The 25,189-nt window shown below is 60.6% G+C and carries 31 protein-coding genes and 2 pseudogenes; 19 read left to right on the forward strand and 14 right to left on the reverse strand.

Translation table 11 applies throughout. The features are described from left to right. Positions 1-113 precede the first annotated feature (113 nt). From V1294_RS10340 to V1294_RS10365, 6 genes are all read left to right on the forward strand, one after another. On the forward strand, positions 114-335 hold the full coding sequence (locus V1294_RS10340; RefSeq protein WP_334496850.1) for a hypothetical protein: 222 nt from the start codon (positions 114-116) through the stop codon (positions 333-335). Positions 336-465: 130 nt separating this feature from the next. Then, a complete protein-coding gene (locus tag V1294_RS10345) occupies positions 466-732 on the forward strand; it encodes a hypothetical protein (protein ID WP_334496852.1) in 267 nt (88 codons plus the stop codon). A 189-nt stretch (positions 733-921) separates the two neighbouring features. After that, positions 922-1,326 carry a hypothetical protein gene (locus tag V1294_RS10350; protein WP_334496854.1) on the forward strand — a complete coding sequence of 135 codons (405 nt, stop codon included), beginning with the start codon at positions 922-924 and terminating at the stop codon, positions 1,324-1,326. Between the two features lie 16 nt (positions 1,327-1,342). Then, positions 1,343-1,876 carry a DUF6647 family protein gene (locus V1294_RS10355; protein ID WP_334496857.1) on the forward strand — a complete coding sequence of 178 codons (534 nt, stop codon included), beginning with the start codon at positions 1,343-1,345 and terminating at the stop codon, positions 1,874-1,876. A 905-nt stretch (positions 1,877-2,781) separates the two neighbouring features. Next, a complete protein-coding gene (locus V1294_RS10360; protein ID WP_334496859.1) occupies positions 2,782-2,961 on the forward strand; it encodes a hypothetical protein in 180 nt (59 codons plus the stop codon). Then, positions 2,961-3,404, forward strand: a complete 444-nt coding sequence (locus V1294_RS10365) for a class I SAM-dependent methyltransferase (protein ID WP_334496860.1) — start codon at positions 2,961-2,963, stop codon at positions 3,402-3,404. Before V1294_RS10360 ends, V1294_RS10365 begins: the two co-directional genes overlap by 1 nt. A gap of 17 nt (positions 3,405-3,421) precedes the next feature. On the opposite strand, the gene V1294_RS10370 is transcribed toward V1294_RS10365, so the two are convergent. The 5 genes from V1294_RS10370 to V1294_RS10390 are packed head-to-tail and all read right to left on the reverse strand — an operon-like array spanning position 3,422 to position 6,939. Further along, a complete protein-coding gene (locus V1294_RS10370; protein WP_334496861.1) occupies positions 3,422-3,871 on the reverse strand; it encodes an aminotransferase class V-fold PLP-dependent enzyme in 450 nt (149 codons plus the stop codon). Continuing rightward, entirely contained in the window at positions 3,780-4,556 is a 777-nt protein-coding gene (locus tag V1294_RS10375; protein WP_334496863.1) for a cysteine desulfurase family protein, read from the reverse strand. The genes V1294_RS10370 and V1294_RS10375 overlap by 92 nt, the downstream gene beginning before the upstream one ends. Then, on the reverse strand, positions 4,553-4,939 hold the full coding sequence (locus tag V1294_RS10380; protein ID WP_334496865.1) for a GFA family protein: 387 nt from the start codon (positions 4,937-4,939) through the stop codon (positions 4,553-4,555). The genes V1294_RS10375 and V1294_RS10380 overlap by 4 nt, the downstream gene beginning before the upstream one ends. Beyond that, positions 4,936-6,195, reverse strand: a complete 1,260-nt coding sequence (locus tag V1294_RS10385; RefSeq protein ID WP_334496867.1) for an MFS transporter — start codon at positions 6,193-6,195, stop codon at positions 4,936-4,938. Before V1294_RS10385 ends, V1294_RS10380 begins: the two co-directional genes overlap by 4 nt. Before the next feature lie 3 nt (positions 6,196-6,198). After that, entirely contained in the window at positions 6,199-6,939 is a 741-nt protein-coding gene (locus V1294_RS10390; protein ID WP_334496869.1) for an MBL fold metallo-hydrolase, read from the reverse strand. A gap of 73 nt (positions 6,940-7,012) precedes the next feature. Here V1294_RS10390 and V1294_RS10395 point away from each other — a divergent pair, with 73 nt between their 5' ends. From V1294_RS10395 to V1294_RS10415, 5 genes are all read left to right on the forward strand, one after another. Beyond that, entirely contained in the window at positions 7,013-7,681 is a 669-nt protein-coding gene (locus tag V1294_RS10395) for an ArsR/SmtB family transcription factor (protein WP_334477586.1), read from the forward strand. 21 nt (positions 7,682-7,702) lie between these two features. Then, complete coding sequence (locus V1294_RS10400; RefSeq protein ID WP_442895331.1) at positions 7,703-8,527, forward strand: nucleoside phosphorylase; 825 nt, start codon at positions 7,703-7,705, stop codon at positions 8,525-8,527. 165 nt (positions 8,528-8,692) lie between these two features. Beyond that, positions 8,693-9,010 (forward strand): ArsR/SmtB family transcription factor, encoded by a 318-nt coding sequence (locus tag V1294_RS10405; RefSeq protein ID WP_334504582.1) that lies wholly within the window; start codon positions 8,693-8,695, stop codon positions 9,008-9,010. After that, positions 9,007-9,492 (forward strand): SRPBCC family protein, encoded by a 486-nt coding sequence (locus tag V1294_RS10410; RefSeq protein WP_334496872.1) that lies wholly within the window; start codon positions 9,007-9,009, stop codon positions 9,490-9,492. Before V1294_RS10405 ends, V1294_RS10410 begins: the two co-directional genes overlap by 4 nt. Before the next feature lie 45 nt (positions 9,493-9,537). Further along, entirely contained in the window at positions 9,538-9,951 is a 414-nt protein-coding gene (locus tag V1294_RS10415) for an MAPEG family protein (RefSeq protein ID WP_334496874.1), read from the forward strand. Between the two features lie 281 nt (positions 9,952-10,232). On the opposite strand, the gene V1294_RS10420 is transcribed toward V1294_RS10415, so the two are convergent. Next, positions 10,233-10,511 (reverse strand): tyrosine-type recombinase/integrase, encoded by a 279-nt coding sequence (locus V1294_RS10420; protein WP_334484776.1) that lies wholly within the window; start codon positions 10,509-10,511, stop codon positions 10,233-10,235. A 145-nt stretch (positions 10,512-10,656) separates the two neighbouring features. On the opposite strand from V1294_RS10420, the gene V1294_RS10425 reads away from it, so the two are divergent. Beyond that, the gene (locus V1294_RS10425; protein WP_334496876.1) at positions 10,657-11,076 is read left to right on the forward strand and encodes a hypothetical protein; all 420 of its coding nucleotides are present in this window, start codon (positions 10,657-10,659) and stop codon (positions 11,074-11,076) included. A 161-nt stretch (positions 11,077-11,237) separates the two neighbouring features. Here the strand turns inward: V1294_RS10425 and V1294_RS10430 are convergent. The 7 genes and pseudogenes from V1294_RS10430 to V1294_RS10460 form a co-directional block, all read right to left on the reverse strand. Next, positions 11,238-11,344 (reverse strand): annotated as a pseudogene (locus V1294_RS10430) (cytochrome c); the annotation flags it as partial. 76 nt (positions 11,345-11,420) lie between these two features. Continuing rightward, a complete protein-coding gene (pobA, locus tag V1294_RS10435) occupies positions 11,421-12,599 on the reverse strand; it encodes a 4-hydroxybenzoate 3-monooxygenase (RefSeq protein ID WP_334496878.1) in 1,179 nt (392 codons plus the stop codon). Between the two features lie 150 nt (positions 12,600-12,749). After that, positions 12,750-13,874 (reverse strand): methyltransferase, encoded by a 1,125-nt coding sequence (locus V1294_RS10440; RefSeq protein ID WP_334496880.1) that lies wholly within the window; start codon positions 13,872-13,874, stop codon positions 12,750-12,752. A 162-nt stretch (positions 13,875-14,036) separates the two neighbouring features. Then, positions 14,037-14,669 (reverse strand): LysE family translocator, encoded by a 633-nt coding sequence (locus V1294_RS10445; protein ID WP_334496882.1) that lies wholly within the window; start codon positions 14,667-14,669, stop codon positions 14,037-14,039. Beyond that, on the reverse strand, positions 14,666-14,803 hold the full coding sequence (locus V1294_RS10450) for a DUF1127 domain-containing protein (protein ID WP_244608369.1): 138 nt from the start codon (positions 14,801-14,803) through the stop codon (positions 14,666-14,668). Before V1294_RS10450 ends, V1294_RS10445 begins: the two co-directional genes overlap by 4 nt. Before the next feature lie 534 nt (positions 14,804-15,337). Continuing rightward, entirely contained in the window at positions 15,338-16,792 is a 1,455-nt protein-coding gene (gene pdxR, locus V1294_RS10455) for a MocR-like pyridoxine biosynthesis transcription factor PdxR (RefSeq protein WP_334496884.1), read from the reverse strand. Positions 16,793-17,012: 220 nt separating this feature from the next. Next, on the reverse strand, positions 17,013-17,837 hold the full coding sequence (locus V1294_RS10460) for an IclR family transcriptional regulator (protein ID WP_334504585.1): 825 nt from the start codon (positions 17,835-17,837) through the stop codon (positions 17,013-17,015). Positions 17,838-18,051: 214 nt separating this feature from the next. On the opposite strand from V1294_RS10460, the gene V1294_RS10465 reads away from it, so the two are divergent. From V1294_RS10465 to V1294_RS10485, 5 genes are all read left to right on the forward strand, one after another. After that, entirely contained in the window at positions 18,052-19,212 is a 1,161-nt protein-coding gene (locus tag V1294_RS10465) for an aminotransferase class V-fold PLP-dependent enzyme (RefSeq protein ID WP_334496885.1), read from the forward strand. Positions 19,213-19,240: 28 nt separating this feature from the next. Then, positions 19,241-20,143 (forward strand): amino acid ABC transporter substrate-binding protein, encoded by a 903-nt coding sequence (locus V1294_RS10470; RefSeq protein WP_334496886.1) that lies wholly within the window; start codon positions 19,241-19,243, stop codon positions 20,141-20,143. Between the two features lie 67 nt (positions 20,144-20,210). Then, entirely contained in the window at positions 20,211-21,002 is a 792-nt protein-coding gene (locus V1294_RS10475; RefSeq protein WP_334504588.1) for an amino acid ABC transporter permease, read from the forward strand. Continuing rightward, a complete protein-coding gene (locus V1294_RS10480) occupies positions 20,999-21,697 on the forward strand; it encodes an amino acid ABC transporter permease (protein WP_334496887.1) in 699 nt (232 codons plus the stop codon). Before V1294_RS10475 ends, V1294_RS10480 begins: the two co-directional genes overlap by 4 nt. A gap of 34 nt (positions 21,698-21,731) precedes the next feature. Then, on the forward strand, positions 21,732-22,502 hold the full coding sequence (locus tag V1294_RS10485) for an amino acid ABC transporter ATP-binding protein (RefSeq protein WP_334477608.1): 771 nt from the start codon (positions 21,732-21,734) through the stop codon (positions 22,500-22,502). 269 nt (positions 22,503-22,771) lie between these two features. Here the strand turns inward: V1294_RS10485 and V1294_RS10490 are convergent. After that, positions 22,772-23,372, reverse strand: a pseudogene (locus V1294_RS10490) (amidase family protein); the annotation flags it as partial. Here V1294_RS10490 and V1294_RS10495 point away from each other — a divergent pair. Beyond that, positions 23,301-23,558: a hypothetical protein gene (locus V1294_RS10495; protein WP_334505001.1), complete on the forward strand. Its 258-nt coding sequence runs from the start codon at positions 23,301-23,303 to the stop codon at positions 23,556-23,558. The pseudogene V1294_RS10490 and the gene V1294_RS10495 overlap by 72 nt on opposite strands. A gap of 299 nt (positions 23,559-23,857) precedes the next feature. Further along, entirely contained in the window at positions 23,858-25,189 is a 1,332-nt protein-coding gene (locus V1294_RS10500) for an ABC transporter substrate-binding protein (RefSeq protein WP_334504590.1), read from the forward strand.

The following is a 25,189-nucleotide window of genomic DNA, read 5'->3' on the forward strand; positions in this document are numbered from 1 at the left end:
GCAGCACACAACAGCAGTACCAGCCTCATTGGTTCCGATGATGCGGCGGCGGCGGTCGATTGCATAACATCAAGCATCGCCAATCCCAGGCACGTGCAACCGAAGGAACCGTCATGCGCGCACATCCCGTTGTCGCGGTCGCCACATTTATCCTGGTCGGGGTCGGGGTTAAGCTCACCTTCTTTTCCGCGCCGATGGCTGCGGCGGACGTACGCTCCACCAAAAGCGCGAGCATCGACGTCGCCGAGATTCACCGAGAGATCAAAGATCTTCCGGTGGAGAATCTTCACGACATGACGTTCGTATTTCCAGTGGCGATTGATCGCACGATCTAGCGCCTCCGAGACGCGGGCGTTGCCTTTCTTATTACTCACACCCGGAGCGGCAATCGATATTGAGCGGTGAATATTTAAGCGCCTTCTTTTCAAAAAATCATCGCGGACCGAACTGCCTCAGGAGGTTTTCTTGCAAATTTACAGAAATAGACTTGGTCGCGCCGATCATGCCATTGCGGTAGGCGCAGGATTTGCCTCAGGCGACTATGATCTGCGCATCCCGGCGATCTTGGGGCTGCCTTTGACATGGTGGGAGCGCGCCTGCTTCCGGTCAAAGCTGCGCGCGGATATCAGGGACAGATCTGATTTTCTACGCGATATCGGCATCGACGTGCTGGAAGCGCATGCTGAAGCGTGCCGCTTTTTCTGGCAACCGATCACGCTGAAGCGGCCATAATCGGTTCCGCGGCATCAGCGAGTCCGATGATGCGGCTACTGCGATCTATTGCCTGACATCATGCACTGCCAATCCTGGAGCTTATGCCCCTGCAACTGCCGCCATCGCTCGGTCAGCCGTCGAGGCCATTGGTTCCAGACATTGTGCTGACAACGCATCGAATCATCAATCTACCGTGGTGTCCTGATAATGAAAAACACTTCGCGCCCTTCGGCCGTACTGCCGCCTCTCGCTTCGTTTCACGTCGAAAAGGAAAGGCGAAGCTTCTTCGCTTTTATCACGTCGGCGCTGCACAGCTCACGGCGCCTTCAGGCGGGTCGAATCCTGCGTCAATACCAACACTTGATCGCGCCTTCCGAGCAATCCGCTTCGCGCCAATCCAGCCAGGATTCCGAAACTCGGGAAATGCTCGTCACCGGCAGGCCGGCTCAACCGAGGTTGCCTGCTCAGCCTTCTGCCCGAAATGAGATGGGCTGGCTCGTGGCCGTGGCCGCGGCATTTTTAATCATTCACATCGTCGCCGGGACGATCTGGCTGCGCGCTTCCGTGAATGAGACCACAGCCTCTCAGGCAATATCCTCGTTGTACGACTAGCGAAGCACGACGCAGCTTGCGCGATGGTGCAGGCCGTTGCGCTTCATCATTCGAACTCGCCGATGGTCCTGATTCATCCGCGGCATTGCATCGCGCGGGGATTGCGATCTTGCCGCAGGAGGTCGTTCCCTTGAATAGCCTGATCGCAATCTACATCGCATGGATCGTTGCCCAGACCGGTTTGTCGGCTCCCGATCATCCGCCGATCCACTTCGTGACACCGGCGGAAATGGGAATGCGACATGGCTCGCCGGAAAATAGCGGGCTGGAGTTGCAAGCGCTCTATAATCGCAACGAGGGCTCTATTTACCTGCCGCAGGAGTGGCGACCCAATGATCTGCGGCAGAAGAGCGCCCTGTTGCATGAATTGGTGCATCATGTGCAGCGGTTCAACAAGATAGAGTTGCCCTGTCTCGGCGCGCTTGAGCGCCAGGCCTACGACCTACAAATCAAATGGCTGCGCGAACAAGGGGTGGACGATCCCTATGATCTGATCAAGACAAACGAGCTCAGCATCTACTTGGTGAGCACTTGTCGTGACGGATCATAGCCACCTACGACAAGAGCTGGTTCTCAACGATTTCGGCAGGGTGAATTGAGTGATCGACCGCGCGCGAGCCGGTGCGACTTCAATTGTCCGGGTTTTGCCTGCAATCGGCCGAACGGCCCGTTGGTCGGGCAGGGCCAGGGGCATTTTACAAATGGCGCAATGATCTAGTAGTGCCCCTGATTTGCCCGACGTGTCAAAATGTTTTCGCGGAATTCGCTCAAAGCATCCATGCCGGCGGCCACCTTGCTACTTTGCATGGGGTTGTTTTCGATATTTTAGTTGGGAGTAGCCCGCCTTCGCCCGTAGCCTTCAGTTCGGCTTCGCTCAGCTACGCCGGACACCACGCTTCGCCCTCAGGCCCCGCGTGGCTGCGCCGCGCGTAGCCCGAAGGGTGAAGCGTGGTGGGCCCGGCAGGACTCGAACCTGCAACCAGACCGTTATAAGCGGTCTGGATCAGCAGAACGCCCTTGGTTTCTCGGGGTTTTTTACGTCGGCAATTTGCGATCATCTGCGTTCGTTCACGTTCATGCGGGACCCAACCGGGACCCCGACAGGACCCGAAGAACAACAGCTGATTCCGTCATATGAGGGCTACCCGCCATGCCTATGCGTTACCGCCAATGCTCTGAATCTACTTCTTCGGCGGCATAGCGGACATGGCCGGACTTGCTATTGCCGCGACCCGGTCGCGATTGACCCAAAAACGGAAATACCTGCGACGCAGAAAGGCCTTTCAAATCGCGCCTTTCGAATGTGAAGGCGGCCCGCCTGGTGCGCACCGCCTTGGTCCACCCCTTTGATATGTTTTGACATCTTCGAAAATGGCCAGCCACGTTTCATTTTCGGCGAGCATATCCTGACGAGTTGCAGCACCCTGCTGCGGGTTGGGTGCCACAGGAGTAAGAATGCGTCGTCCTCAATTCATTTCAGAACATGCTCGTAACGCGCGTGACATCTTGGGCCGGCTGATTGCGTTCATCATGGCCCGGGAAACCTGGAGCGAAAACATGCGCGCCATGGAAGCGCTCGGCATAGGACAGACCGATCTGGTCCTCGACGTTGATGCGGTCATGGGCGCAGTCTGATGGAAATAGCTGCGCGGGCCCCTCGCGGGCGGAGTGTCGGCATAGACCCCTCCAAGCTGATGGTAGAGATCGCGGCCAAACGAAACCGAACGCTCATCGAAGCCGGTCGCATCGATGTAGTTCTTTCGGGTGTGGAATCGTTGCCTTTCCCCGATGACATGTTCGACAAGGCGCTTTGCGTCCACGTGCTTTATTTTTGGAAGGACATCGAGATGTCGCTGCGCGAGATCGGGCGCGTGCTGAAGCCGGGGGGTCGTCTGGCATTGTTGTTCCGCACGAATGCCGACCTGAAGGCCATCGCGTCTTTTCCGGCAGAAATCTACAGCTTTCCAAGACTGGCCGACGTTCAGACAGTGCTCGAACGAGCGGGCATGGACGTCCATGCTGCAGGGTATGGCGCGAACGAGCCTGCCCTTCTGTTAGCGACGAAACGATTTGCCTGACTGGCGGCCGGTCGCAATCAAGACAACGAGATCGTGGCCAGGCGCGCCACGACGGCCTCAATCTCGTCGGCTGTGGTGTGCCTTCCCAGGCTGAAGCGGATCGCTCCCATTCCGATCCGTTCCGGCACGCGCATCGCCGCGAGAACGGGCGAGAGCTCAATCTGCCCCGAATGGCACGCCGAACCCGTCGATGCCGCCACATTGCGCAACTGGCCCAATATGTCAGCGCCGATTCTACCGACGAATGACACGTTGAGAGTGTTCGGCAAACGATGCGTGGGATGGCCGTTGAGCGCGACGCCTTCGTTGAACCTCTCTTGCAGCGCCTTCCACAGGCGATCGCGCAGGGCCTCTACGTGCCTCATTGATGCAAGGTCAGCCGCCAGCGCGCAAGCCGTTCCAAGTCCAGTGGCAAGCAGGACGCTCTCGGTTCCGGCGCGTCGGGCCCGATTCATGGCCGGCGCCATGGATAAGCGGCTCAAGCTCGAGGCCCGACCTGACATACAGCGCGCCGACGCCCTTTGGGGCGTAGAGCTTGTGACCGGCGATCGTCAGCATATCGACGCCGAGCTCGTCCACCTTGGTCGGGATTTTTCCGACCGATTGGGCTGCATCGGTATGAAAACGGATCCCGTGCTTCCGCGCGATCGCGCCGATTTCCGCGATCGGCTGGATGGTGCCGACTTCGTTGTTGGCGTGCATGATGCTGATCAGCAGCGTCTGCGGAGTAATGGCGCGGCGCACGTCCTCCGGATCGATCAGGCCCGTCCGATCCACCGGAAGGTATGTGACCGAACCGCCGAGCCGTTCGAGAAACCGGCAGGGCGCAAGAACCGCGGGATGCTCGATGGCCGAGGTGATGATGTGTGCCCCACGTCGGTTCGGTGCGTAGAACGTGCCCTTGATTGCCAGATTGTTTGCTTCGCTGCCGCCGCTGGTGAATACGACCTCGTAAGGTGCAGCGCCGAGGAGTGCGGCGACCTGGCTGCGAGCCCGATCCAGCGCGGCCTTCGCCGGCGCGCTGGCCCAATGGCCGCTGGACGGATTGCCGAACGCGTCGTCCAAAAATGGCCGCATCGCCTCCGCCACGGCTGGATCAACCGGTGTGCTCGCGTTGTAATCGAGATAGATCGGCCGCATCGTCGCAGTCATTTGCCTTGCTCGTTGTGGTTAAGCTGCAGCCAGGGCAATTGCTCGTTGGCGAAGAAATGCTTCCCCGGTTGGAGCTCCGCCGCCCGGTCGAAGGCGCCGACGTGATAGTGCGTCTCCGTCGGAAAATGCATGGTAGCGCAGGTCAGTGTCGAGCCGCAGCGGGCACAGAAGCCGCGCGTCGTTCCCGGCGATGATTTGTACGTCGTGATGGCGCCTTCGGTCACTGTGACGGAGTCGTTCTCGAACCCGACGAATACGCTGACTGGGGCTCCGGAATGGCGACGGCAGCTACCGCAGTGACACCAGAAAACCCCCTTTGGCCGGCCGCGTGCTTCGAAACGGACCGCGCCGCAGAGGCAACGTCCTGAAAAGGTTTCGCTCATGTTCGCGCTCCGGGTCTGCCCTCCATGGCGACGGCGACGACCACCCCGGACAGGAAGGTGACCGCGCCGATCGTTCCGATCGCCCAGACCATGCCGAACAGGTCGGCGATAAGGCCGGCCGACAGCGCCCCGATCGCGTAACCGAGATCGCGCCAGAAGCGGTAGACGCTGAGCGATCGTGCGCGCCAGCTTGGATGCGAAGCGTCGGACACCGCGGCGATCAGGCTCGGGTACACCATGGCCGTGCCGACACCGAGCAGCAGGCTGCCGACCAGCCACCACTCGAAATGAGTTGTTGCTGCAGTCAGGAACAAGCCCGCGGCCTGCACCCACATGCCGGCGACGATCAGGCCCATACGGCCCCAACGATCGGAGAGGGGGCCCGTGGCAATCTGCAGGATGCCCCAAGTGGCCGGATAGACGGCCTTCAATATGCCGATCCGATCGATGTGGAGACCGAACGAGGCAAAGAACAGCGGGAAGATTCCCCAGCTCATTCCGTCATTGAGATTGTTGACGAGCCCGGCCTGTGACGCGGCAAACAGGTTGCGATCCCTGAAGGAGGTGAGAAGAAATATCTCGCGGAAGCTGATCGGGGCCGATTGCTGCGGATGGGCCGCCGTTTCCAGTCGGACATGCTCTCGCGTATCTTGCACCAGCAGGATTGAGAGCGCTGTGCCGAGAACCGCATAGGCAACACCGAGATAGATTGGCGTCGGCCGCAGCCCATATTTAGAGGCGAGATATCCGGTGAGGAAGGCGGTCACGCCCACCGCGAGATAGCCGGCGAACTCGTTGAGGCCGACGGCAAGTCCACGCGACTTCGGCCCGACGAGATCGATTTTCATGATCACCGTCATCGACCAGGCAAGACCCTGGTTGATGCCGAGAAGGGCGTTCGCTGCGATGATCCATCCCCAACTCGGCGCCCAGACGATCATGAACGGCACCGGCAGGCCGACGAGCCAGCCGAGGACCAGAACCCGCTTGCGCCCCCAAGCATCGGCGAGCTGACCGGAGACCAAGTTGGCGCACGCCTTCACGACTCCGAAGCTGACGATGAAGGAAACGACGAGCGTCGTCGAACTGATCCTGAACTCCTCGGAGCCGATCAGCGGCACGACTGTTCGTTCGATTCCGACCATGCCGCCGACGAAGGCGTTGATCAGGACGAGCAAGGCGAACTGTGGCCAGTTCTCCCTGAGACCCAGGCGAATCGGGGAGGTTGGCTGTTGTGTCGTTGCCGCTTCGCTCATGGATCAGGCTGCGGCGGCGGCCGCGCCCGAATTGGCCGCCCTGATCTTCGCGGCTTCCGGTGGCGCCGGCGGAATCTCGGCGACCATGAATCGAACAAACTCGGCTTCGTCCTCGATCGTGAACGCCTGATTGTGCCGTTTCTCGAAGCCGATCGCCGACGATGGTTTGCCGCTTAGTCGCCGGCCGCAGACCGAGCCCGCATAGGCGCCCGGCAGCACCTCGACGTAGTCAGGCAGCTCCTTCAGCTTTCGCACGCTCTTGAACAATTGCCTCGCGCCTTCCTCCGCGCTCGCGGCGAGTTCGGTGCGGCCGAGATCGCCGACCATGAGCGTGTGTCCGGTGAAGACGAACCACGGCTCGTCCGCGCGCGTTCGATCCGTCACAAGGATGCAGATGTGCTCGGGCGTGTGTCCGGGCGTGTGCAGCACGGTGGCAGAGACGTTGCCGAGGGGAAGAACGTCGCCGTCGCGCACGCCCTTGTGCGGAAACGATACGCCGGCCTCCGCCGAGAGCACGTACTCCGCTCCCGCTGCGGCCGCGAGTGCCCGGCCGACCGATAGGTGGTCGGCATGGACATGCGTGTCGATGACGAAATGTATCCGCATGCCGGCATTGTCGGCGGCCTGCAGGTAGGGCTGAATATCGCCGACTGGGTCAACGACCGCCCCGGCAGCCTGGCCGCCGCAGCCGAAGAGGTAGGAAATACCGACCGGATCGCTATGCAAGAACTGGCGGAGAATCATGGACTTGCACTCCCTCGTGAGAAACGCTAGATACATTCAATCGATCTGCTGAATGATATATGGAAGGAGCGCCGTGTCAAGCTCGGGACCGAAACAGGCGATTTATGAGAATCTTGCCCAGGTGGCGCAGGCGCTCGGCCACGCTCACCGGCTTGAACTTTTGGAACATCTTGCGCAGGGAATACGCACCGTCGAGGAACTGTCGGCTCGCGCACATCTATCGTTCGCCAATACGTCGCGGCACTTACAGATCCTGAGGCGCGCACGGCTTGTTGAGACCGAGCGTCGCGGCAAACACATTCTCTATCGTCTGGCCGGCGATGCCGAAGTGATCACGCTGATCAAAGCGCTAGGGCGCGTCGGTGAACGGAACGTTGCCGAGATCGGGCGCTTGGTCACCGATTATTTTCACGCGCGTGACGCGCTTGAGCCTGTATCGCGTGATGACCTGGTCGCGCGATTGCGGGACGATCTGGTGACGGTCCTCGACGTGCGGCCCGAAGATGAGTTCGCCCTGGGCCATCTCCCGGGCGCGCTCAACATTCCTCTGGCCGAACTGGAAAGGCGTTTGGGCGAACTGTCAAAATGCCGTGAGGTGATTGCTTATTGTCGCGGGCCCTATTGCGTTCTTTCGTTCGAAGCCGTGTCAGCCCTGAGGGCGCGCGGCTATCGCGTTCGCCGTCTTGAGGACGGTTACCCCGAATGGAAAGCCGCCGGCCTGCCGGTCGAATCCGTGGCTTGAGACAGGTCGATCAGGTGCGTCATGGATGATAAGCCTCATCGCGCGGAATCCGCGTGGCCGATCGTCGGTGTCAAGGATCACAAAGCGCCCTCGGTATTCCGCCCTGAATCCCTGTTGAGGGAGGCGCGCCGGCAGAGGCAGTTGCCACTCCTCAACGTGCCCGAAATCTGCGTGCTCGATCCGGACGGTGACGTTGTCCGCCACCTCAAGCGGACCGGCGCTGGCCGCATCCATGAAGGTTGGGCCTGCTATCACACCGAGCTTCTTGCCTTCGATCTCGACGGCATCGGCGAGATCGGCATCGTCGGTTGCGCCGTTGGTGCGCCGTTCGCCGTGCTCGTGGCAGAGCAGCTCTTCGCGTCCGGCTGCCGACTTCTCGTCAGCGTCACGTCCGCCGGACAAATCACCGCAATCGGGCCGACGCCGTACTTCGTCCTGATTGACCGAGCGCTGCGCGATGAGGGGACAAGTTATCACTACCAGCCGGGCTCGACTTTCGCCGAAGCACCCGACTCATCGCTTCTGGACCGCGTCGAGCGGGCGTGCCGATCGCTGCCCGAGAAACTGCATCGCGGCTCGACCTGGACGACGGACGCTCCGTATCGCGAGACGGAAGCGGCCATCGCGCGGGCGCTCGATCTGGGAACGCTTGCAGTCGAGATGGAAGCGGCCGCTCTCTATGCCTTCAGCGCGACGAGCGGCCATTCCATCGTCTGCTTCGCGCACGTCACAAATTCGATGGCGCAAACGGAGGGCGATTTTGAGAAGGGTGAGGCTGACGGCGCCAAGGCAACCCTTGCTGTCGTCGCAGCAGCCGCGCGCGGCTGGCGACGCTATGACCCATGACCAGTTATGGCCGTAGCTGAAAGTTTCGCCCACATCTCCATACGTTTGACTTAATCATCAGTGCGTGCTAATCATTAGCTATGACTAATGATACGCTGAGAACCCTGTGTCATGACCGAATTGAAAGGTCCCGTTGGCACTCCCGGCTTCGGACGTCGGCCAGCCATGGCTAAAGACAACGCGCAACTGGCCGCTCTGGGCGATTCGACTCGCAGACGAATATTCGAACTTGTGGGCGCGCGGCCTCGCACTGTCGTTGAAATCACCCGAGAACTGACAGTCTCCCAGTCAGCCGTCTCCCAGCATCTGAAGGTGCTGCGCGAATCTCGTTTGGTTCGTGCCGAGCCAAAGGGGGCCAGCAACATTTATCACATCGATCCTGCGGGACTCGGCCAGATGCGCGTCTGGCTTGACCGGTTCTGGAGCAGCACACTGGCAGCTTACAAAGTGGCCGTCGAAAAATCAGTGGAGGACCAGCCATGAGCATACGTATAACGGCCGCGCCCATCAAACAATCTATCGTGGTTGAGGCGCCTATTGAGCGTGCGTTCAAGGTCTTCACCGAAGATTTCGGCAGCTTCAAGCCACGCGAGCACAATCTGCTCTCCGTTCCCATCGCAGAGACCGTGTTCGAGCCCCGGGTCGGGGGTCACGTTTATGATCGAGGTGTCGATGGCAGCGAATGCCGCTGGGCGCGTGTGTTGGCCTTTGAGCCGCCAACTCGCGTGCTTCTAAGCTGGGACATCAGCCCGCGTTGGCAAATCGAAACTGATCCCGACAAGACGAGTGAATGGGAGGTTCGGTTCATCGCCGAGACGCCAAGTCGGACTCGGTTGGAGCTCGAGCACCGTCACCTCGAACGTCATGGTCAAGGTTGGGAAGGCGTACGTGAAGGCGTTGAGGGCGATCAGGGTTGGCCACTCTATCTGAAACGGTTCGCCGAGCGGATTGGCCGCGAGGCATAATACTCGCGCATTCCATGCGACGTGATCGCAATTGCGGAGGTCCGTATGGCAGCCTACTCGCTTAGCATTGTGGGAGTGCTTGTCCTTTGCTTGCTGTCAATTTTGCTGGCGGTCTATTCAGGATCCTCCAAAGGCAGGGCCGGGGCACTCTCCGGACCTGTCCTTCCAGCGGATGAAGACAATCTGCTGTACCGGATCGATCGCGTTCACATGAACGCGGTGGAGGCGCTGACTCCTTTTGTCGTCCCGTCTGTACTGGCTATGTTGATGGGGGTAAGACCCGCTACGCTTGCAACGCTCGTATGGATCTATATCGCAATTCGTCTGACCCACGTTGCGGTCTATTTGCGCGGAGGCAACGCCGCCAAAGGCGGCAGCATCAGAACCGTTCTCTATGTTTCAGGTGCGCTCGTAACTATCATTCTCATTGCCGTAACCACCGTGGCGGCCATCCATTAGGGTATCAACACCGGGCCGCCTGACGACGGTGATCATTTCGGCTGTTGGCACATCGCGCCATTTCGCTGCGCTGCGGAATTTGGTCGCTATCCGGGCATAGCGGACTTTGGCAAGCCGTCCGCCCGGCAGATTTATAGTTTCATGGCCTAGATTGCTCGAATGCTGCGAGTGCGGACGGCTGGCTTGGTAGTCTGGGTGGTGCCAACCACGCGCTTGGTCGTCTCCCTCTTGCGAGTGATCGCCCCGGACGCTTCCTTCATGTAATCGGGATGGTGATGGCCCTAGGTGTCGATTAGAACCTTCACCGACATGCCGAGATAACCAGCCGCTTCCCACGGGTCAGTGCCCAGCTGCATGAGCCAGGTCGCTGCCGTATGGCGTAGCGTGTGCGGCGTGACGTTGCCGTCCGAGAGGTCGAGCTTCGCCACCTCCACCGCCCGCGCGAAGCCGTTCTTCACCGACTTGACGCCAGCGCCCTGCCACTCGACGAAGTGGTTGGCGATGATCTTCTTGTCGTACCAGCGCCGCATGTGGACCAGCAGACGGTCCGGCAGCGGCACGGTGGGCTGACGCTTGTTCGTAGCGCGCCGCCGATCGCCAGACGGTGATAGAGGCCGCTCAAGAGGCACGTGACAGCTTGCCCGCAACCAATGTATCAAGCCCGGCAGCGGGCTCTGTCGGGAAACCAAGCAAAATCAGCGGTTCTTGATCGAGATCATGCACGTTTGGACAGGTTTTGCCTGCAATCGCGCCGAAGAGCCTGCTGTGGGTGGGGCCATGGGCTTTAACGAATTGCGCGACGATGCAATCATGCTGCTGATTTGCCCGACGTGTCAAAATGTTTTCGCAGGATTCGCTCTAGGCATCCATGCCCGCGACCACCTGCTACTTTGCATGGGGTTGTTTTCGATATTTTGGTTGGGAGCGCAGCGCGGTCCGCCCTTCGCCGCTCCAGTCCGTCTTCGCTTTCGCTTTGCTCAAGCTACGCCGGACACCACGCTTCACCCTTCGGCCCCGCGTGGCTGCGCCACGCGTAGCCCGAAGGGCGAAGCGTGGTGGGCCCGGCAGGACTCGAACCTGCAACCAGACCGTTATGAGCGGCAGAATATCGATCAGCTTCGTTGATTTTGCCGCGTTTTTGTTCGATTTCGATCGCGTTCGTTGCGTTCTGATGAGTTGTTTCTGGTGCGAAACTGGTGCGGCGTCCTTCTCAGACATTGGCGCACGAGCCCGCGACGTCCGCTTACGCTAAACAAATGCGGAGTATTGTTTGGATCAGACCCGGACTACTTGGCCGCAGCCGCTGCGGTTTCGCCCGGTGGCACAATCCGGAACATGAAGGTCGAAACCTTTCCCCGGGTTTGAACGGACCGGGAATCTGGTTGCTGACCGGTCCAGAGTTCGTGCGGGCCCCGCTGCCGATAAGGCGCTGCGAGCGATTGCGGCAGCGAAGCGTAGCGCTCGCGGCATCAGCTCTCAAATGGCAGGCCGACATACTGCTCGGCGAGCGATGCCTGCGCACGCTCCGACGCAAGAAGGTAATCGAACTGGTTCTCGCGCATGCGCCGGTCGAACGGCGCTTCATTAGGGAACTGGTGGATCAACGTGGTCAGCCACCACGACATGCGCTCGGCGCTCCACACCCGGTGCAGCGCCATATCGGAGTAGCCGTCGAGATAGTGGGTGCGGCCGGCCTTCAAGGCCTCGGTCAACGCGCGCGAGAGGTAGAACACATCGGAGACCGCGAGGTTGAGACCTTTCGCTCCTGTGGGAGGGACAATGTGCGCTGCGTCGCCCGCCAGAAACAGGCGACCATAGCGCATCGGCTCGGCGACAAAGCTCCGTAGCGGCGCGATCGATTTCTCGATCGAGGGACCGGTCACGATGCTGTCGGCCATGTCCTTCGGGCAGCGCGCCTTCAACTCCTCCCAGAAGCGGTCGTCCGGCCAGTCCTCGATGCGGGCGTCGAGATCGCACTGGATGTAGTAGCGGCTCAGCATCGGGCTGCGCTGCGAGGCGAGCGCGAAGCCGCGCGAATGATAGCAATAGCAGATCTCCGGATAGGGCGGCGTCTCCGACATGATGCCGAGCCAGCCGAACGGATAGCCGCGCTCGAACGTGCGCAGCACCGACGCCGGGATCGATTGCCGGCTCACGCCATGGTGGCCGTCGCAGCCAGCGACATAGTCGCAATCGATCCGGCGGGTCTGCCCGCCCTTTTCGTAGGTCACGTGCGGGCGGTCCGACGTCAGTTCGTGCAGCGCGACGTTTGCCGCGTCATCGATCACGACGCCGCCAGCCGCGTCGCGCGCGGCATAGAGATCCTCGGTGATCGCGGTCTGGCCATAGGACATCATCGGTCGGCCGGTGAACTTGCGGGTGTCGATGAAGAAGTGCGGCTTGCCTTCCCACGCGATGCCCGAGCCGTCATGGACACGTCCCTCCCGATCCATGCGCGCGCCGAGGCCGACCTCGCGCAAGAGTTCGATCGTTCCCGCTTCCAGCACCCCGGCGCGGATGCGCTCGAGCACATGGCCGCGGCTCTGCCGCTCCAGCACGATGCTGTCGACGCCGTTGCGGGCGAGCATGTGGGAGAGCAGTAGACCGGCGGGACCGCCGCCGATGATGGCAACCTGCGTTCGCGTCATCGCCGCATGAGGCCTCCCTTGAGTTCACAAAAAGGCGCGCAACATCGGCCTTTGTGTGAGAGGACAGCTACCGGTTCACCTGCGCGCGATCGAAGCCTGCCATCCTGGCGTAGCCCGCGCGGCGCGTCACGTGCGAGGGCACTTTACGCCCTACGGCTTGCGGCCGATCACGGCGCCGTTCGCGGCGGGTGCGTCGAACCAGACCGTCTCGACGTGCCGGAAGCCGGCTTCCTCGAGCCACGCCGAATATTCGGCCGGCGTGTAGTTCCGCCCTTCCGTCTCGATCAGCATGTTGAGGCTCATCAGCGCGGCCGGCGCCGGCCCGGTCTTTTCGTCATTGACGAGAAGCTCGCTGATGACGACTGCGCCGCCGCTCGACAAAGCCTCGAAGGACCGGCGCAGCAGCGCGCGGTTCTTCGCCTCATCCCAATCGTGCAGGATCATCGACAGGAGATGCACGTCGTGATCCTCGGGAAGCTGTTCGAAGAAGTTGCCGCCGGCGGTCTCGATGCGGTCGGTCAAGCCGGCCTCGGTAATTTTTCCTGCGGCGATCGCGGCCACATGCGGCAGATCAAATACGGTCGCGCGCAGCTCCCCAGACAGTTTGCAAAGCTCGATGTCGTACGCGCCCGATCCGCCGCCGATGTCCAGAAGGCGACGGAAATGATCGAGATCCACGGCTTCGCCGAGCTTGCGCGCGGTCATCGTGGAGAGCGAATGCATCGCCTCCCAGAAGAGTGCCAGCACCGTCGGATCCTCGCCGTCGAACATCGAGGATTGCACTGCCGGGTCCCACGTGGTTGGCCGGTTCGTGCGCAGCGCTTCGGCAAGTTTGCCCCAGCCCGCGTAGAGCCGCTTGTCGGCCATCTGCACGAAGCCGCCGAAGTAATACGGCTTCCCGCGCACGAGAAAGGCTTCGCTTAAGGGCGTATTGCGATAACGGCCGTCCGTTTTCTCCAGAAGCCCGAGTGCAGCGCAGCCGGTCAACAGCATCTCGGCCGGGCGTGGATGCAGACCGAGCGCTTCCGCCAGCTCCGCAACCGTGGTGCCGGCGCCGCCTGCAAGGTGACTGAACAGGCCCTCCTCGTGTGCTGCAGCCAGGGTCTTGAAAGCCCAGAAGCCGGTCGAAAGTGCCATTAGCGGGACGGCGGAAGGAAGCTCCTGCGTGGTGACGATCGGTTGATCGGCCGCGCGCAGCCTTGTCTCGCCCGAGATCGAACCGGGCTGGCGGGCAAGCGTTGTCCTGTGCGCAGCAGCGTGCTGATGGTTGGGCATCGTGCTCTCCTCAGGTGTTGACGGTTAATTCGCAGCTCTTAAGCCGCGCGGTGGTATGCGCGCCGAGGCCGACCCATGCACTGTGGAGGCAGCTGGAGCGCGAATGCGCTGGCGAGCCCGAGCAGAGCGGCCGGTGCCAGGATGGCCGGCGCGGCCTGCCGGTCAGACGATGCGGGCGCATAGCGAAGCTCCCAGGGCCATCAGGAGAATCCCGGTGAGCCTGTTGAACCGATCCAGCGCGGCTTTCTGCAAGCTCCGAAACATGGTGTTCGTGCTGAGGGCGAGGAAGAGATACCAGGATGCACTGCCCAGCATCACACCGATGGGCGATGCCAGCGCGCGATCCATGATCAGCGGCTTGCCGGTTTCCAGCGCCGACGTGACGCCCAGATACGGCAGTGCCGTCATCGGGTTGGCGGCCGCGATCAACAGGGTCGATGTATAGGCCGAAATCAAACCTCCGCATGTAAGCAAATCTCCGCATGTCGCGCCGTGCGCCGCGCGGGTGGGCACGAGAATGGTTCTGAGGCCCATCAAGACCAGGACGATCCCTCCAGTGATGCGCAGCGGCGTGTGCAGGGCGAGCGTCATCTGCGTCAACACGGTCCCGCTCACCGTGGCCAGGCAACTGAACATGCCGTGCGCTGTTGCCGCACCCATGCCGCTCGCGATCCCAAACCAGATTCCGAATGTCAGCGTCCGCTGCACGCACATCAAGCCGATCGGGCCGAACGGGATAGCGACGCACAGGCCCAGCGCCGCCGCCGGCAGCAAGTGCGCGATGAACGGCGTCATTTCCAGAACGGCTTGGCCGCTTCGGCCATTGCCTCTTGCCGCGTCTTGCCGATGTCCTTGAGATGGTGGTCATCGAGCTCCGCCAGGGCTTGCCGCTGCCGCGACCGCTCCGAACACTGGGCACACCAGCTCAAGAACCGCGTTCCCCATCCAAGTCGACGTGTCTCGGCGCTGTCGTGACGGGACGCCGCGGCTGTTTTCCGACTCGTGAACGAATTGACGCCTGCGATTGCAAGAATCATCGGATGCTTCATGTGAAACCTCCTGTTCGATTTCGATAGGTCAGCTTGCAGTGGCTGATTAGGTCGAGCTGCAACCCGTGGCCGTGAATTGCTTCACAACTCACGCGCTCGTGTCTCCAAGTTGTGAGTTCGCGATTTGCAGGTCGGCGGACGTCCGCTTTAATGCGATTTGCGGTGATGATTGATCTGCGATTTAGAAAGTGCGTGCGGGTGCGAAATGGAACGCGCCCGCCCTGCATCGGTCCGTCGACCTTTTCAACGATCCGACACTAGAAAGCGAAGCGGTATGACGGAAGGTCCAATTTGCGGAAGATCAATCAGTCCAATTCAGGCGGCGGCTCGGGGCTGTTGTTGATCGGATTGACCTGAGCGTCTGGCTCTCGTCCGGTCTTAATTCGCCGCTTGCCGTCACCTCAGCGACATCGCTCACGCCGCTTCCCGTCGAGGCACACGTTCATCGAAGCATCTGCGCAGCCGCCTCAGCCCTTCGGCAATCCGTGCCGTCTCGATCGCCCCGTATCCCAGGACGAGGCCGGCCGGAGGCTTTCTGTCCACCCGGTTGCGCGACATCGTATCGATGGCAACGCCGAGATCAAAGGCTCGTGATACGATCGCATCGATATGATCAACCGACGCTCCTCGTGCGCAGGCGGTGATATGCAGCCCGGTGCTCGATGGAACAAGGTCGAGGTAATCGCCGAAGTTCCTCTTGATCTCCGCGGTCAGCATCGCATGCCGTTCGCTATAGATGCGGCCCACCCTGCGAATGTGGCGTGCAAACGCCCCTTCGTCGATGAACTGCGCCAGCGCGCTCTGCGCTGTTGTCGCTGTATGCCAATCGGTGACGAACTTCGCCTTGTGCGCCGCCTCTCGCAGCGACGGCGGCACGACCATGAAGGCCAGCCGGAGAGCCGGCAGCAACGTCTTTGAGAACGTGCCGACATACACAACGCGACCGGTCGAATCGAGGGTCTGAAGCGGCTCGAGCGGACGTCCGCCGAAGCGAAACTCGCTGTCATAGTCGTCCTCGACGACAACCGCGTTGTTGCGCTCGGCCCAGGCAAGCAGCGCCCGTCGACGCGACAGGCTCATGGCCACGCCAAGGGGAAACTGATGCGACGGCGTCACGTAGACCGCCCTGGCCTCGGCCGGCAGCGCCTCAACGACCAGGCCTTCGCTGTCGACCGGCACACCGATCACGCGCGCGCCCAGCGCCTTGAGCAACTCCTTTAGAGGCCGATAGCCCGGATCCTCCATCGCAACGATATCGCCGGGCCCGAGAAGCACGCGAGCGACGATGTCGAGTGCCTGTTGGGTGCCGTTGGTCACGATGACGTCGTCGGGCGATCCGGAAACGCTGCGTGAGATGCCGATGTGGCGAGCGATCGCCGCGCGCAGGTCCCAATTGCCGGCAGGATTCTCGTAGACGCCTGCCGCCATCTCGCTCGAGCGCAGCGCACGGGCGACGACTCGCCGCCAGGCTCGGTGTGGAAATAACGAAGTGTCCGGAAGCCCGGTTCTGAAATCGAAACGTGCTGTGCGGTCAAAGCCTATCGGAAGGGGTATCGTCTCCCAAACTCCACGCACCCGAATTGCGCGGACCGTCGACCGCCTTGTTTTCGATGCCGGTCGTTTCGTCTCAAGATGATGGTTGACGAACGTACCGGAGCCGGTATGGGATGTCGCAAATCCTTCTGCGAGAAGGCTTTCATACGCGACCGTCACAGTCGATCGTGAGACCCTCAGCATGGTGGCCAGTTCTCGCGTGGGTGGCAAACGCTCTCCAGGTCGAAGGCGCCGGTCCAGAATTGCTTGCCGGATCTGACGGTAGATCTCGCCACTGAGGTCAGTTCGACCAACAAGACTGACGTGAAAAGCCACAATCCTGGTCCATGTTCCTTTGCAATGGACCGGCAACCCTGCACAACGGTGAACGTTCCATCATACCGCTTCACAGATGTGGAGATGGCAACCGACAGTTTTGTTAATTTTGCTGTGGTTTTGTTTGATTTTGATCGCGTTCGTTATGTCTTGAAGACATCGTTTCCGGTGCGGAACTGGTGCGGCGCCCTGCGACTTCTGCTTCCAGACCAAAAGCCGACTATTTGCGAGAGCGACGCTGGGTTTTTTCCAGTACAGCGCTTCCGCCATCTTCGTCAGCTTGGAGAATTGTCTCCGAGAGGAGCGCGGCCGCTTTCTGAAGCGGCGCAATGAAGCGGTCCAGCTCGGCATAGCTCACGCGCGCAACCGGGACGGAGACGCCCAGGCAGGCGATCAATTCGCCGCGTGGCGACAGGATCGGAACCGCGCATCCAACGACCCCCTTCACATATTCCTCGTTCGTTTTGGCCCAGCCGCGCTTGCGGGTCTCCCCGAGAACCTCCATCAGGATGTCGAAATCCACGATCGTGGTTTCCGTGTACCTGGTCAAAGTGAGTGCGCGACATAGCTTCTCCCGTGCCCGCTCGGACAGCCGGCTCATGTAGATCTTTCCGGTCGACGTGCAGTGTAACGGCGCGGCTTCACCTGGATTGAATTGCAGGCCCTGTGGTTGCGAGACGCGGACGCTGTCCACATAGGCAACGACATTGTCGCGCACGACTCCGATCTCGCATTGCTCACCGATTTCAGCCGCGACCGCCCGCAGCACCGCATGGCGGCGCGCGGTACGGAAGGCTGCACCGATGACCTTCGCCGACAGCGTGACCAACCGATTGCCCACAACGTATCGCTTGGTTCCAAGCGCCTTCTGCAGCAGGCCGCGCTCCTCCAGATTTCCAATGAGCCGATGCGCGGTCGGAAGCGGGAGCGAAAGCGCCTTGGCGATTTCCGCGATCGAGACGGCTTTGGTTTCTCCGGCGACGTGGCCCACGATCTCGAAAGCGCGGTCGAGCGGTCCGTCATTTTTTTTGTCTTGTTCGTTCATCAGCAACTCCTACCAAAAAATTATCATTTTTCGGAATAAAAACTACTGAAATATGAAAATTAGTTGGACGGGCGGCCGCGGATGCTCATACCGTTGGCGTTGCCGGCGGATGCGCATGGCTTATGCAGCGCGCACCGGACTTCGACCGGCATTCGCGCTGCTTCAGCTGGCATTTCCCGGCCGTCGCCAAGGGGGTGCTCAACAGGAGACCGAGATGTCTCGTCACTACGACGTGGATGCCGTCCGCAGGGAATTCCCTGTCGCCGATCGGATGGTCTATCTCGACTCGGGATTCCAGACGCCCTTGGCGCGCCCGGTGAAGGCCGCGATCGACCTGTTTCTGCGCGAGGGGCTGGAAGCGGCCGGACCGAAGAGCGTCTGGCTCGATCGCGTTGAGCAGACGCGGGCCAGGGTCGCGCGCTTCCTGGGCGTTTCAGCCGACGAGATCGCCTTCACGAAGAATACGTCGGAGAGCATGAACATCGCGGCCAACGCGCTGCCGCTGCGTGCCGGCGACAACGTGCTGATGATCCGTGGCGATCATCCGAACAACGCCTATGCGTTCCTCAATCTGCAGAAGAGGGGCGTCGAGGTGCGCTTCCTTGCGATGTCTGATGTCGTCAACGCGGAAAGCTTTCTACCCCACATCGATGAGCGCACGCGGGCGATTTCGATGTCGCACGTCACCTTCCATGCGGGCCACCGCTTCGATATCGAGAGTGTTGGTGCCCTGTGCCGGGAAAGGAAACTCTACTTCATCGTCGACGTGATGCAGGCGATCGGTGTCGTGCCGATCGATGCCAGGGCGGCCGGAGCGACCTTCGTGGGATCGGGAAGTCACAAGGGCTTGCTCGTCCCTCAGGGATTGGGGCTGCTCTATTGGGACAAAGCCCTGAAGGATCTGGAGCCAACCTATCTGGCCGCCGCGAGTCTTGCGGAAATACCCGTTGATCTGATCGCGCGTCCGAACAGCCTCGCGCCTTCGCCGACGGCCCGGCGCTTTGAGCTCGGTAACTTCAATCTTCCGGCGATCCATGCGCTCGGTGCGGCGCTTGACATGATCGAGCAAATCGGGGTGGCCAACATCCAGAACCACTGCTTCGAACTCGGCGACCATCTCATCGCTCAACTCGATGAGCTCGATATTCGCCTCGTCGGCCCACGTGCTCGCCTGCATCGCGCGCCGCACATCTACGTTCTTGATCTGCCGGCCACAGACTGGTTCGGCTATTTCGACGAGAACAATGTGCGCGTTTCGCCGGAGCGCGACGGCATCAGGGTGTCGTTCGGAATGTTCAACACGGTCGCCGATGTCGACCGCCTGATCGAACTGATTCGCAAGCGCGGGCTGAAGCAGGCAACGGCAGCAGCGTAGTTTTCGTTTACAGGAGAGGATGCACGACATGAAGAACGTCGTACGGCTACTGGGAGTTCTTCCGGGCCTCTTTGCGGTCGGAGCGATGGTGAATTCGTCTGCCGCGGCAGAGAGCCCAACGCTGAGCAAGATCAAATCGAGCGGCGCCATCACGATCGGTTATCGCGAGGCTTCCATCCCGTTCTCCTACCTGGGACCGGATCAAAAGCCCGTCGGCTTCTCGCTGGACCTCTGCGCGGCGATCGTCGAGCGCATCAAGGCGGACCTTAACCTGCCGAAGGTGACCGTCAACTACACGCCGGTGAATTCGTCGAACAGGATTCCCCTGATACAGAACGGCACCGTGGACATTGAGTGCGGAGGCACGGCGAACGACAGGAAGCGCCAGGAGCAGGTCTCGTTTTCGATTGCGACGTTCGTCAGCCAGCCCCGCTGGCTCGTCAAGACCGAAGGCGGTGCCAAGAGCGCTGCCGACCTGAAGGGCAAGACGATTGTCGTTACGCAAGGCTCCAACGCGGTTGGATTTGCTCAGGGCGTGAATGCGAAGGAACAGCTTGGTCTGAACATCGTGCAGGCGAAGGATCATGCGGAATCATTCCTCATGCTGAACACCGGCCGCGCAGCGGCTTTCATGGAGGACGACATCCTTCTCGCCGGCCTCAAGGCCGCGGCACCAAATCCGAACGCCTTGACGTTCCTTCCCGAAGGATACGCAAGGATCTATTACGGGCTGATGTTCACGAAAGGCGATGCCGGATTCAAGGCGCTCGTCGATGATATCCTCGCCAAGCAGATGGCATCGGGGCAATTCGAGAAGACATATGCGAAGTGGTTCACCAGCCCAATTCCGCCGAGGGGCGAGAATCTCGCTTTTCCGCTGACCGAAACCCTGAAGGAGCGGATTGCGCATCCAAGCGACGCGGTCGACTAGTCGCGGTGTGGTCGGCGCGGCCGTCTCGCGCCAGCAGGTCGATATCCATGTAGTCGTGAGGCTCGCGATGTTCGGAGTTGAACAGACGGCGGATGGCCAACGGTATATCGATTGGCTGCTGTCGGGTCTTGGCTGGACGCTGGCGCTCGCGTTCTTCGGCTGGTGGATCGCGTTCGCCGTCGGAGTCCTCGTCGGCATCGGCCGAACGGTGAAAAATCGATTCGTCGCGGCACTGGCTCGCCTGTATGTGGAGATTTTCCGGAACATCCCCGTACTCGTGCAGATGTTCCTCTGGTATTTCGTCCTGCCGGAGGTGCTGCCGGGTACACTCGGAAACGCAATCAAGCAGATCCCGCCGCCCTGGGGATCGTTTTTCCCGGCGCTGCTGTGCCTGGGCTTGTACACCGCCGCCCGCATCGCCGAACAGGTTCGCGCCGGGATCGAGGCGTTGCCGAAGGGGCAGGCCGAAGCCGCCAATGCGTTGGGCCTGAGCGCATACCTCACCTATCGACACGTCATTGTCCCGCAGGCGCTGCGCCTCATCGTGCCGAGCCTGACCAGCGAGGTGATGGGCGTTTACAAGAATACATCCGTAGCCCTGACGATCGGCTTGATGGAGTTGACCGCGCAGGCGCGCCAGATCAGCGAAGCAACCTTCCAGACCTTCACCGCATTCGGCGCGGCGACGCTCATCTATCTGGCGCTCGCCCTGATCGCCTACCAGTCGATGATGCTCATCGACAAGGCCCTTCATATCCCGGGCACTGCGCCTGCCCGAGATGATATCACGGTGGAGGCCCCGGCCAGCGAACTGCAGCAAGGCGGCGCACTGCGGGAGGCGATGGAGATCGCGAAATGAATAGCCTCGATTTTTCGATCGTCCAGCAGGCGTGGCCCTATCTCTGGTCGGGATTGCTGTTCTCGCTGACGCTGACGGCGGCTGCCTTCGTCATTGGCATGGTGTTGGGGACATGCTTTGCGCTGGCGCAGCATTTCGAGGTGCCGGTCATCAGCCAGATCGTCCGCGGCTATATCGCCTTGATCCGCTCGATCCCTCTCATCCTTGTCCTGTTCTGGTTCTTCTTTCTGGTGCCGATCGTGCTAGGACACCTGAGCGGCAATGGGCGTCCGATTCCGATTGGCGCCACCTATACTGCATTCATCACATTCGGCCTGTTCGAGGCGGCCTACTATTCGGAAATCATCCGCGTCGGGCTGCGTGCAGTGAACAAGGGCCAGTTCGAGGCATGCCAGGCCCTTTCGTTGTCCGCGTTCGACACCTACCGCTGCGTGATCCTGCCGCAAGTGATCCGCGTGGCTAGCCCGATCATCCTGAGCCAGACCATCATCCTGTTCCAGGATACGTCGCTGGTTTACGTGTTGTCGCTGACCGATCTTCTTGGGGCTGCCTCGAAGCTTGCGCAGCTCAACGGACGGTTGGTTGAAATGTACCTCGCGGTCGCAGTGGTTTATCTCGTCATCAGTTCGGCCGCTTCGCAGTGTGTCGCGTCGCTGCGGAAGCGGTACGCGGTCCCCGGGACGTTCCGCAACTGATCAGTCAATCGAAGCCTACTTCATGGAGACGAGCATGCCGCAGGAAAGCCCAGGCGGTCAGACCAGGCGGCCAGCCTCGATCGTCATTGTGGAAAATCTGGTGAAGCGGTTCGGAAACTTCACAGCCTTGAGCGACATCAGTCTCAATGTCGCGAAGGGCGAAAAGATCGTTCTGTGCGGGCCCTCGGGCTCCGGAAAATCCACGCTGATCCGGTGCATCAATCATATCGAGAAGCCCGATGAAGGCCTTGTCGTCATCGATGGTGTCGAGCTCGCCGGCCGCATGGCCGACATCAACAGCGTGCGCCGCGAAGTCGGCATGGTATTTCAGAGCTTCAATCTGTTCCCGCACCTCTCGGTGGTCGAGAATTGCATGCTGGCTCCAATCAGGGTTCGCGGCCTTTCCCGATCCGAAGCGCATGACCGCGCGATAGGTCTGCTCAGGAAGGTCCGCATACACGATCAGGCGAACAAGTATCCGGCGCAGCTATCGGGAGGTCAGCAGCAGCGTGTCGCGATCGCGCGGGCCCTGTGCATGCAACCCAAGATCATGCTGTTTGACGAACCGACATCCGCGCTCGATCCGGAGATGGTCAAGGAGGTGCTCGAAACGATGGTGGACCTCGCGCAGGAGGGAATGACCATGGTTTGCGTCACCCACGAGATGGGCTTTGCGCGCCAAGTTGCCGATCGGGTGGTCTTCATGGATCGGGGCGCCATCGTCGAAGAAAGCGACCCGGACACATTCTTCCGCGCGCCCCGCACGGAACGGGCGCGGAGTTTCCTGAACCAGATCATTCACTAGCAACCGAAGTTTACTCACGCTCAAAAGCCGAGTTCGCGGAAGACGCTATCGGTTCAGAGCAAACACTTTCGAAGCATAGGCGACCGTTGATGGGTAGTTCGATGAAATTGCGCACGGCGTTGTTTGGCCTTTTCTTGCGATAAGGGCGCCGAATCTACGATCGAATGTGACTGGAATGGCCATCGACCAAGCGCCAGCGTGTGTGTCCACCTCCAGGAACGAAGAGAGCCGCCCACGTCCGCCTTCGCCCAGACGCTTACAGTTTCGTACTCAATGCGCTTCGCTGCGCGCAGCGAGAGCCTGTCTTGTCCTCTTCGTGCGATAATCTGAATCCCGAACGGAAGGCCGCTTGCGTCTCGGCCGCACGGGATTGAAATCGCTGGAAGTCGTGCGTGATTTACGAAAGGTGTGAAGGCGGCATGAGCTCGGGGACTCGCTTCCTTCCCTCCGATCATTTTTGGGCCAAGTTGTACCAGGGGCCAGGCGACACAGGGAACGGTCGGTGCCAGAAGGAGGTCAAATTCGCAAAGAATGCTGCGAAAGCGGCGCTGATAGCAGAGCTTGCGCCAAGCGCCGCAGCTACTTCTACACCCCGCCAGGAAAGACCGCGTTCGATCTGCATGGCCACGTCCGAATCGAATTGCCCCGGATCCTTGTGGAAGTCTGGGCCGTAGAGCGCAGCTAGTCCCACATGCTGCAGTGGCATCAACGCTTCCTCTGTCACGCCGAGCGGCCATCAATGGGTGTATCGAGTGCCAGCGTAGGCGAAAACGCGATGCGCAGATCCGTCGCATCGACGTGATCGCTTTCAACCGTGGCGGAGTCAGGATCCCGCGGATCGAAACCAGTCATCGCCTCGAACGCGAGCGCGGTAGCAACTCGGAGCCTCATCAAGGAAACGGCGCTGTGCCCGATTTGCGCAGCGCGCTTTCGATCTTCGTCAAAAGCTCAAACATGCAGAACGACTCGTTCGAGCGACGCCATCCCGAAATTGAATTGGCGAAGCAAAATGAAATTGCTTTGAAATTGGAGCGCCAACAGGACGCGCGCAGTTGATCCGCCGCTATAGCGTCCGAGCTGATTGTTTTGTGAGTTGTGTCCGGCCGCCACGAGCTTGCTGGGAAACCACATGAGAGCCCCGGCGACAGGTCGCTTGCAATGTTTAGTAACTTATGTCTTACTAAACAAATCGAGCTTTGCCGGTCCTTAAGAATCCGGGTAGCGCGAGGGAACGTCAGTTTAGTCACTTAGCCCGTCAGGACTGTGTCGCACTGCTCGAAGCATTCGAGCGGGCAGGAACGCCGCGCCATGTCGATGGCCGGTTCAACAGGAGGGAAATGCGCATGAACAATAGCATGAAGGCGCTCTTTGCTGCAGGCGGCGCACTTGCCGCCGCGCTCTGCATCGGAGCGGCGACCACGCCCGCACAAGCGCAGGGCAAAACCATCACGCTGTGTTGGGCCGCATGGGACCCGGCCAACGCGCTGGTCGAACTGTCGAAGGACTTTACCGCCAAGACCGGGATCGGCATGAAGTTCGAATTCGTGCCCTGGACCAATTATGCCGATCGCTTTCTGAACGAACTCAATTCACGGGGGTCGCTGTGCGATCTCATCATCGGCGATTCACAATGGATCGGCGGCGCCGCGGAGAACGGCCAGTACGTCAAGCTGAACGACTTCTTCAAGAAGGAAGGAATCAGCATGGACGACTACATGCCGGCCACCGTGGTCGGTTATTCGCAGTGGCCGAAGAACACGCCGAACTATTGGGCGCTGCCGGCCATGGGCGACGCGGTGGGCTGGACCTATCGCAGGGACTGGTTTGCGCGCCCCGCCGTGCAGAAGGATTTCAAGGCCAAATATGGTCGCGATCTCGCTGTCCCGAAGACGCTCGATGAGCTGCGCGACATCGCACAGTTCTTCCAGGGCCGCGAGATCGACGGCAAGAAGGTCTATGGTGCATCGATCTATACCGAGCGCGGTTCGGAAGGCATCACCATGGGCGTTTCGAACTATCTCTACGACTATGGCTTCAAATATCAGGACCCCAACAAGCCGTATGCAATGGATGGCTTCGTCAACTCGGCGGGTGCCGTCAAGGGCCTCGAAGCCTACAAGGAACTCTACAAATGCTGCACGCCCCCCGGTGCTTCCAACTCCTACATGTCGGAAGGTCTTGATGCGTTCAAGTCCGGCCAGGTGGCGCTGCAGATGAACTTCTTCGCCTTCTTCCCGGGCCTCTACAAGGACCCCAATGTCGGCGGCGACAAGATCGGCTTCTTCTCCAATCCCGCCGCTACCACCCAGGCAACCCAACTCGGCGGACAGGGTATCTCCGTGGTTTCCTATTCCAAGAACCAGGGTGAAGCGCTGCAATACATCAAATGGTTCGCTGGCGGGGATGTGCAGAAGAAATGGTGGGCGCTGGGCGGCTATTCCTGCGCCAAATCCGTGCTGAACGACCCGGGCTTCCCGGACAGCGCGCCGTTCGCCAAGGAGTTCCTGAAGTCGATGGGTATGGTGGTCGATTTCTGGGCGGAGCCCTCCTACGCGCAACTCCTGCAGGCCGAGCAGAAGCGCGTGCATGACTACGTGGTCGCCGACAAGGGGACTGCTCAGGAAGCGCTCGACGGGCTGGTGAAAGATTGGAAAGCCATCTTCAAGGAAGAGGGCAAGAAGTTCTAG

Source organism: Bradyrhizobium sp. AZCC 1678, assembly GCF_036924765.1.
Taxonomy (GTDB): domain Bacteria; phylum Pseudomonadota; class Alphaproteobacteria; order Rhizobiales; family Xanthobacteraceae; genus Bradyrhizobium; species Bradyrhizobium algeriense.

What these genes read in the sequence shown, in the direction of transcription:
- V1294_RS10340 (WP_334496850.1), top strand. Translation starts at nt 114, where the DNA reads ATGCGCGCACATCCCGTTGTCGCGGTCGCCACATTTATCCTGGTCGGG.
- V1294_RS10350 (WP_334496854.1), top strand. Translation starts at nt 922, where the DNA reads ATGAAAAACACTTCGCGCCCTTCGGCCGTACTGCCGCCTCTCGCTTCG.
- V1294_RS10360 (WP_334496859.1), top strand. Translation starts at nt 2,782, where the DNA reads ATGCGTCGTCCTCAATTCATTTCAGAACATGCTCGTAACGCGCGTGAC.
- V1294_RS10365 (WP_334496860.1), top strand. Translation starts at nt 2,961, where the DNA reads ATGGAAATAGCTGCGCGGGCCCCTCGCGGGCGGAGTGTCGGCATAGAC.
- V1294_RS10370 (WP_334496861.1), bottom strand. Translation starts at nt 3,871, where the DNA reads ATGGCGCCGGCCATGAATCGGGCCCGACGCGCCGGAACCGAGAGCGTC.
- V1294_RS10375 (WP_334496863.1), bottom strand. Translation starts at nt 4,556, where the DNA reads ATGACTGCGACGATGCGGCCGATCTATCTCGATTACAACGCGAGCACA.
- V1294_RS10380 (WP_334496865.1), bottom strand. Translation starts at nt 4,939, where the DNA reads ATGAGCGAAACCTTTTCAGGACGTTGCCTCTGCGGCGCGGTCCGTTTC.
- V1294_RS10385 (WP_334496867.1), bottom strand. Translation starts at nt 6,195, where the DNA reads ATGAGCGAAGCGGCAACGACACAACAGCCAACCTCCCCGATTCGCCTG.
- V1294_RS10390 (WP_334496869.1), bottom strand. Translation starts at nt 6,939, where the DNA reads ATGATTCTCCGCCAGTTCTTGCATAGCGATCCGGTCGGTATTTCCTAC.
- V1294_RS10400 (WP_442895331.1), top strand. Translation starts at nt 7,703, where the DNA reads ATGGATGATAAGCCTCATCGCGCGGAATCCGCGTGGCCGATCGTCGGT.
- V1294_RS10405 (WP_334504582.1), top strand. Translation starts at nt 8,693, where the DNA reads ATGGCTAAAGACAACGCGCAACTGGCCGCTCTGGGCGATTCGACTCGC.
- V1294_RS10410 (WP_334496872.1), top strand. Translation starts at nt 9,007, where the DNA reads ATGAGCATACGTATAACGGCCGCGCCCATCAAACAATCTATCGTGGTT.
- V1294_RS10415 (WP_334496874.1), top strand. Translation starts at nt 9,538, where the DNA reads ATGGCAGCCTACTCGCTTAGCATTGTGGGAGTGCTTGTCCTTTGCTTG.
- pobA (WP_334496878.1), bottom strand. Translation starts at nt 12,599, where the DNA reads ATGACGCGAACGCAGGTTGCCATCATCGGCGGCGGTCCCGCCGGTCTA.
- V1294_RS10440 (WP_334496880.1), bottom strand. Translation starts at nt 13,874, where the DNA reads ATGCCCAACCATCAGCACGCTGCTGCGCACAGGACAACGCTTGCCCGC.
- V1294_RS10445 (WP_334496882.1), bottom strand. Translation starts at nt 14,669, where the DNA reads ATGACGCCGTTCATCGCGCACTTGCTGCCGGCGGCGGCGCTGGGCCTG.
- V1294_RS10460 (WP_334504585.1), bottom strand. Translation starts at nt 17,837, where the DNA reads ATGAACGAACAAGACAAAAAAAATGACGGACCGCTCGACCGCGCTTTC.
- V1294_RS10465 (WP_334496885.1), top strand. Translation starts at nt 18,052, where the DNA reads ATGTCTCGTCACTACGACGTGGATGCCGTCCGCAGGGAATTCCCTGTC.
- V1294_RS10470 (WP_334496886.1), top strand. Translation starts at nt 19,241, where the DNA reads ATGAAGAACGTCGTACGGCTACTGGGAGTTCTTCCGGGCCTCTTTGCG.
- V1294_RS10475 (WP_334504588.1), top strand. Translation starts at nt 20,211, where the DNA reads ATGTTCGGAGTTGAACAGACGGCGGATGGCCAACGGTATATCGATTGG.
- V1294_RS10480 (WP_334496887.1), top strand. Translation starts at nt 20,999, where the DNA reads ATGAATAGCCTCGATTTTTCGATCGTCCAGCAGGCGTGGCCCTATCTC.
- V1294_RS10485 (WP_334477608.1), top strand. Translation starts at nt 21,732, where the DNA reads ATGCCGCAGGAAAGCCCAGGCGGTCAGACCAGGCGGCCAGCCTCGATC.
- V1294_RS10500 (WP_334504590.1), top strand. Translation starts at nt 23,858, where the DNA reads ATGAAGGCGCTCTTTGCTGCAGGCGGCGCACTTGCCGCCGCGCTCTGC.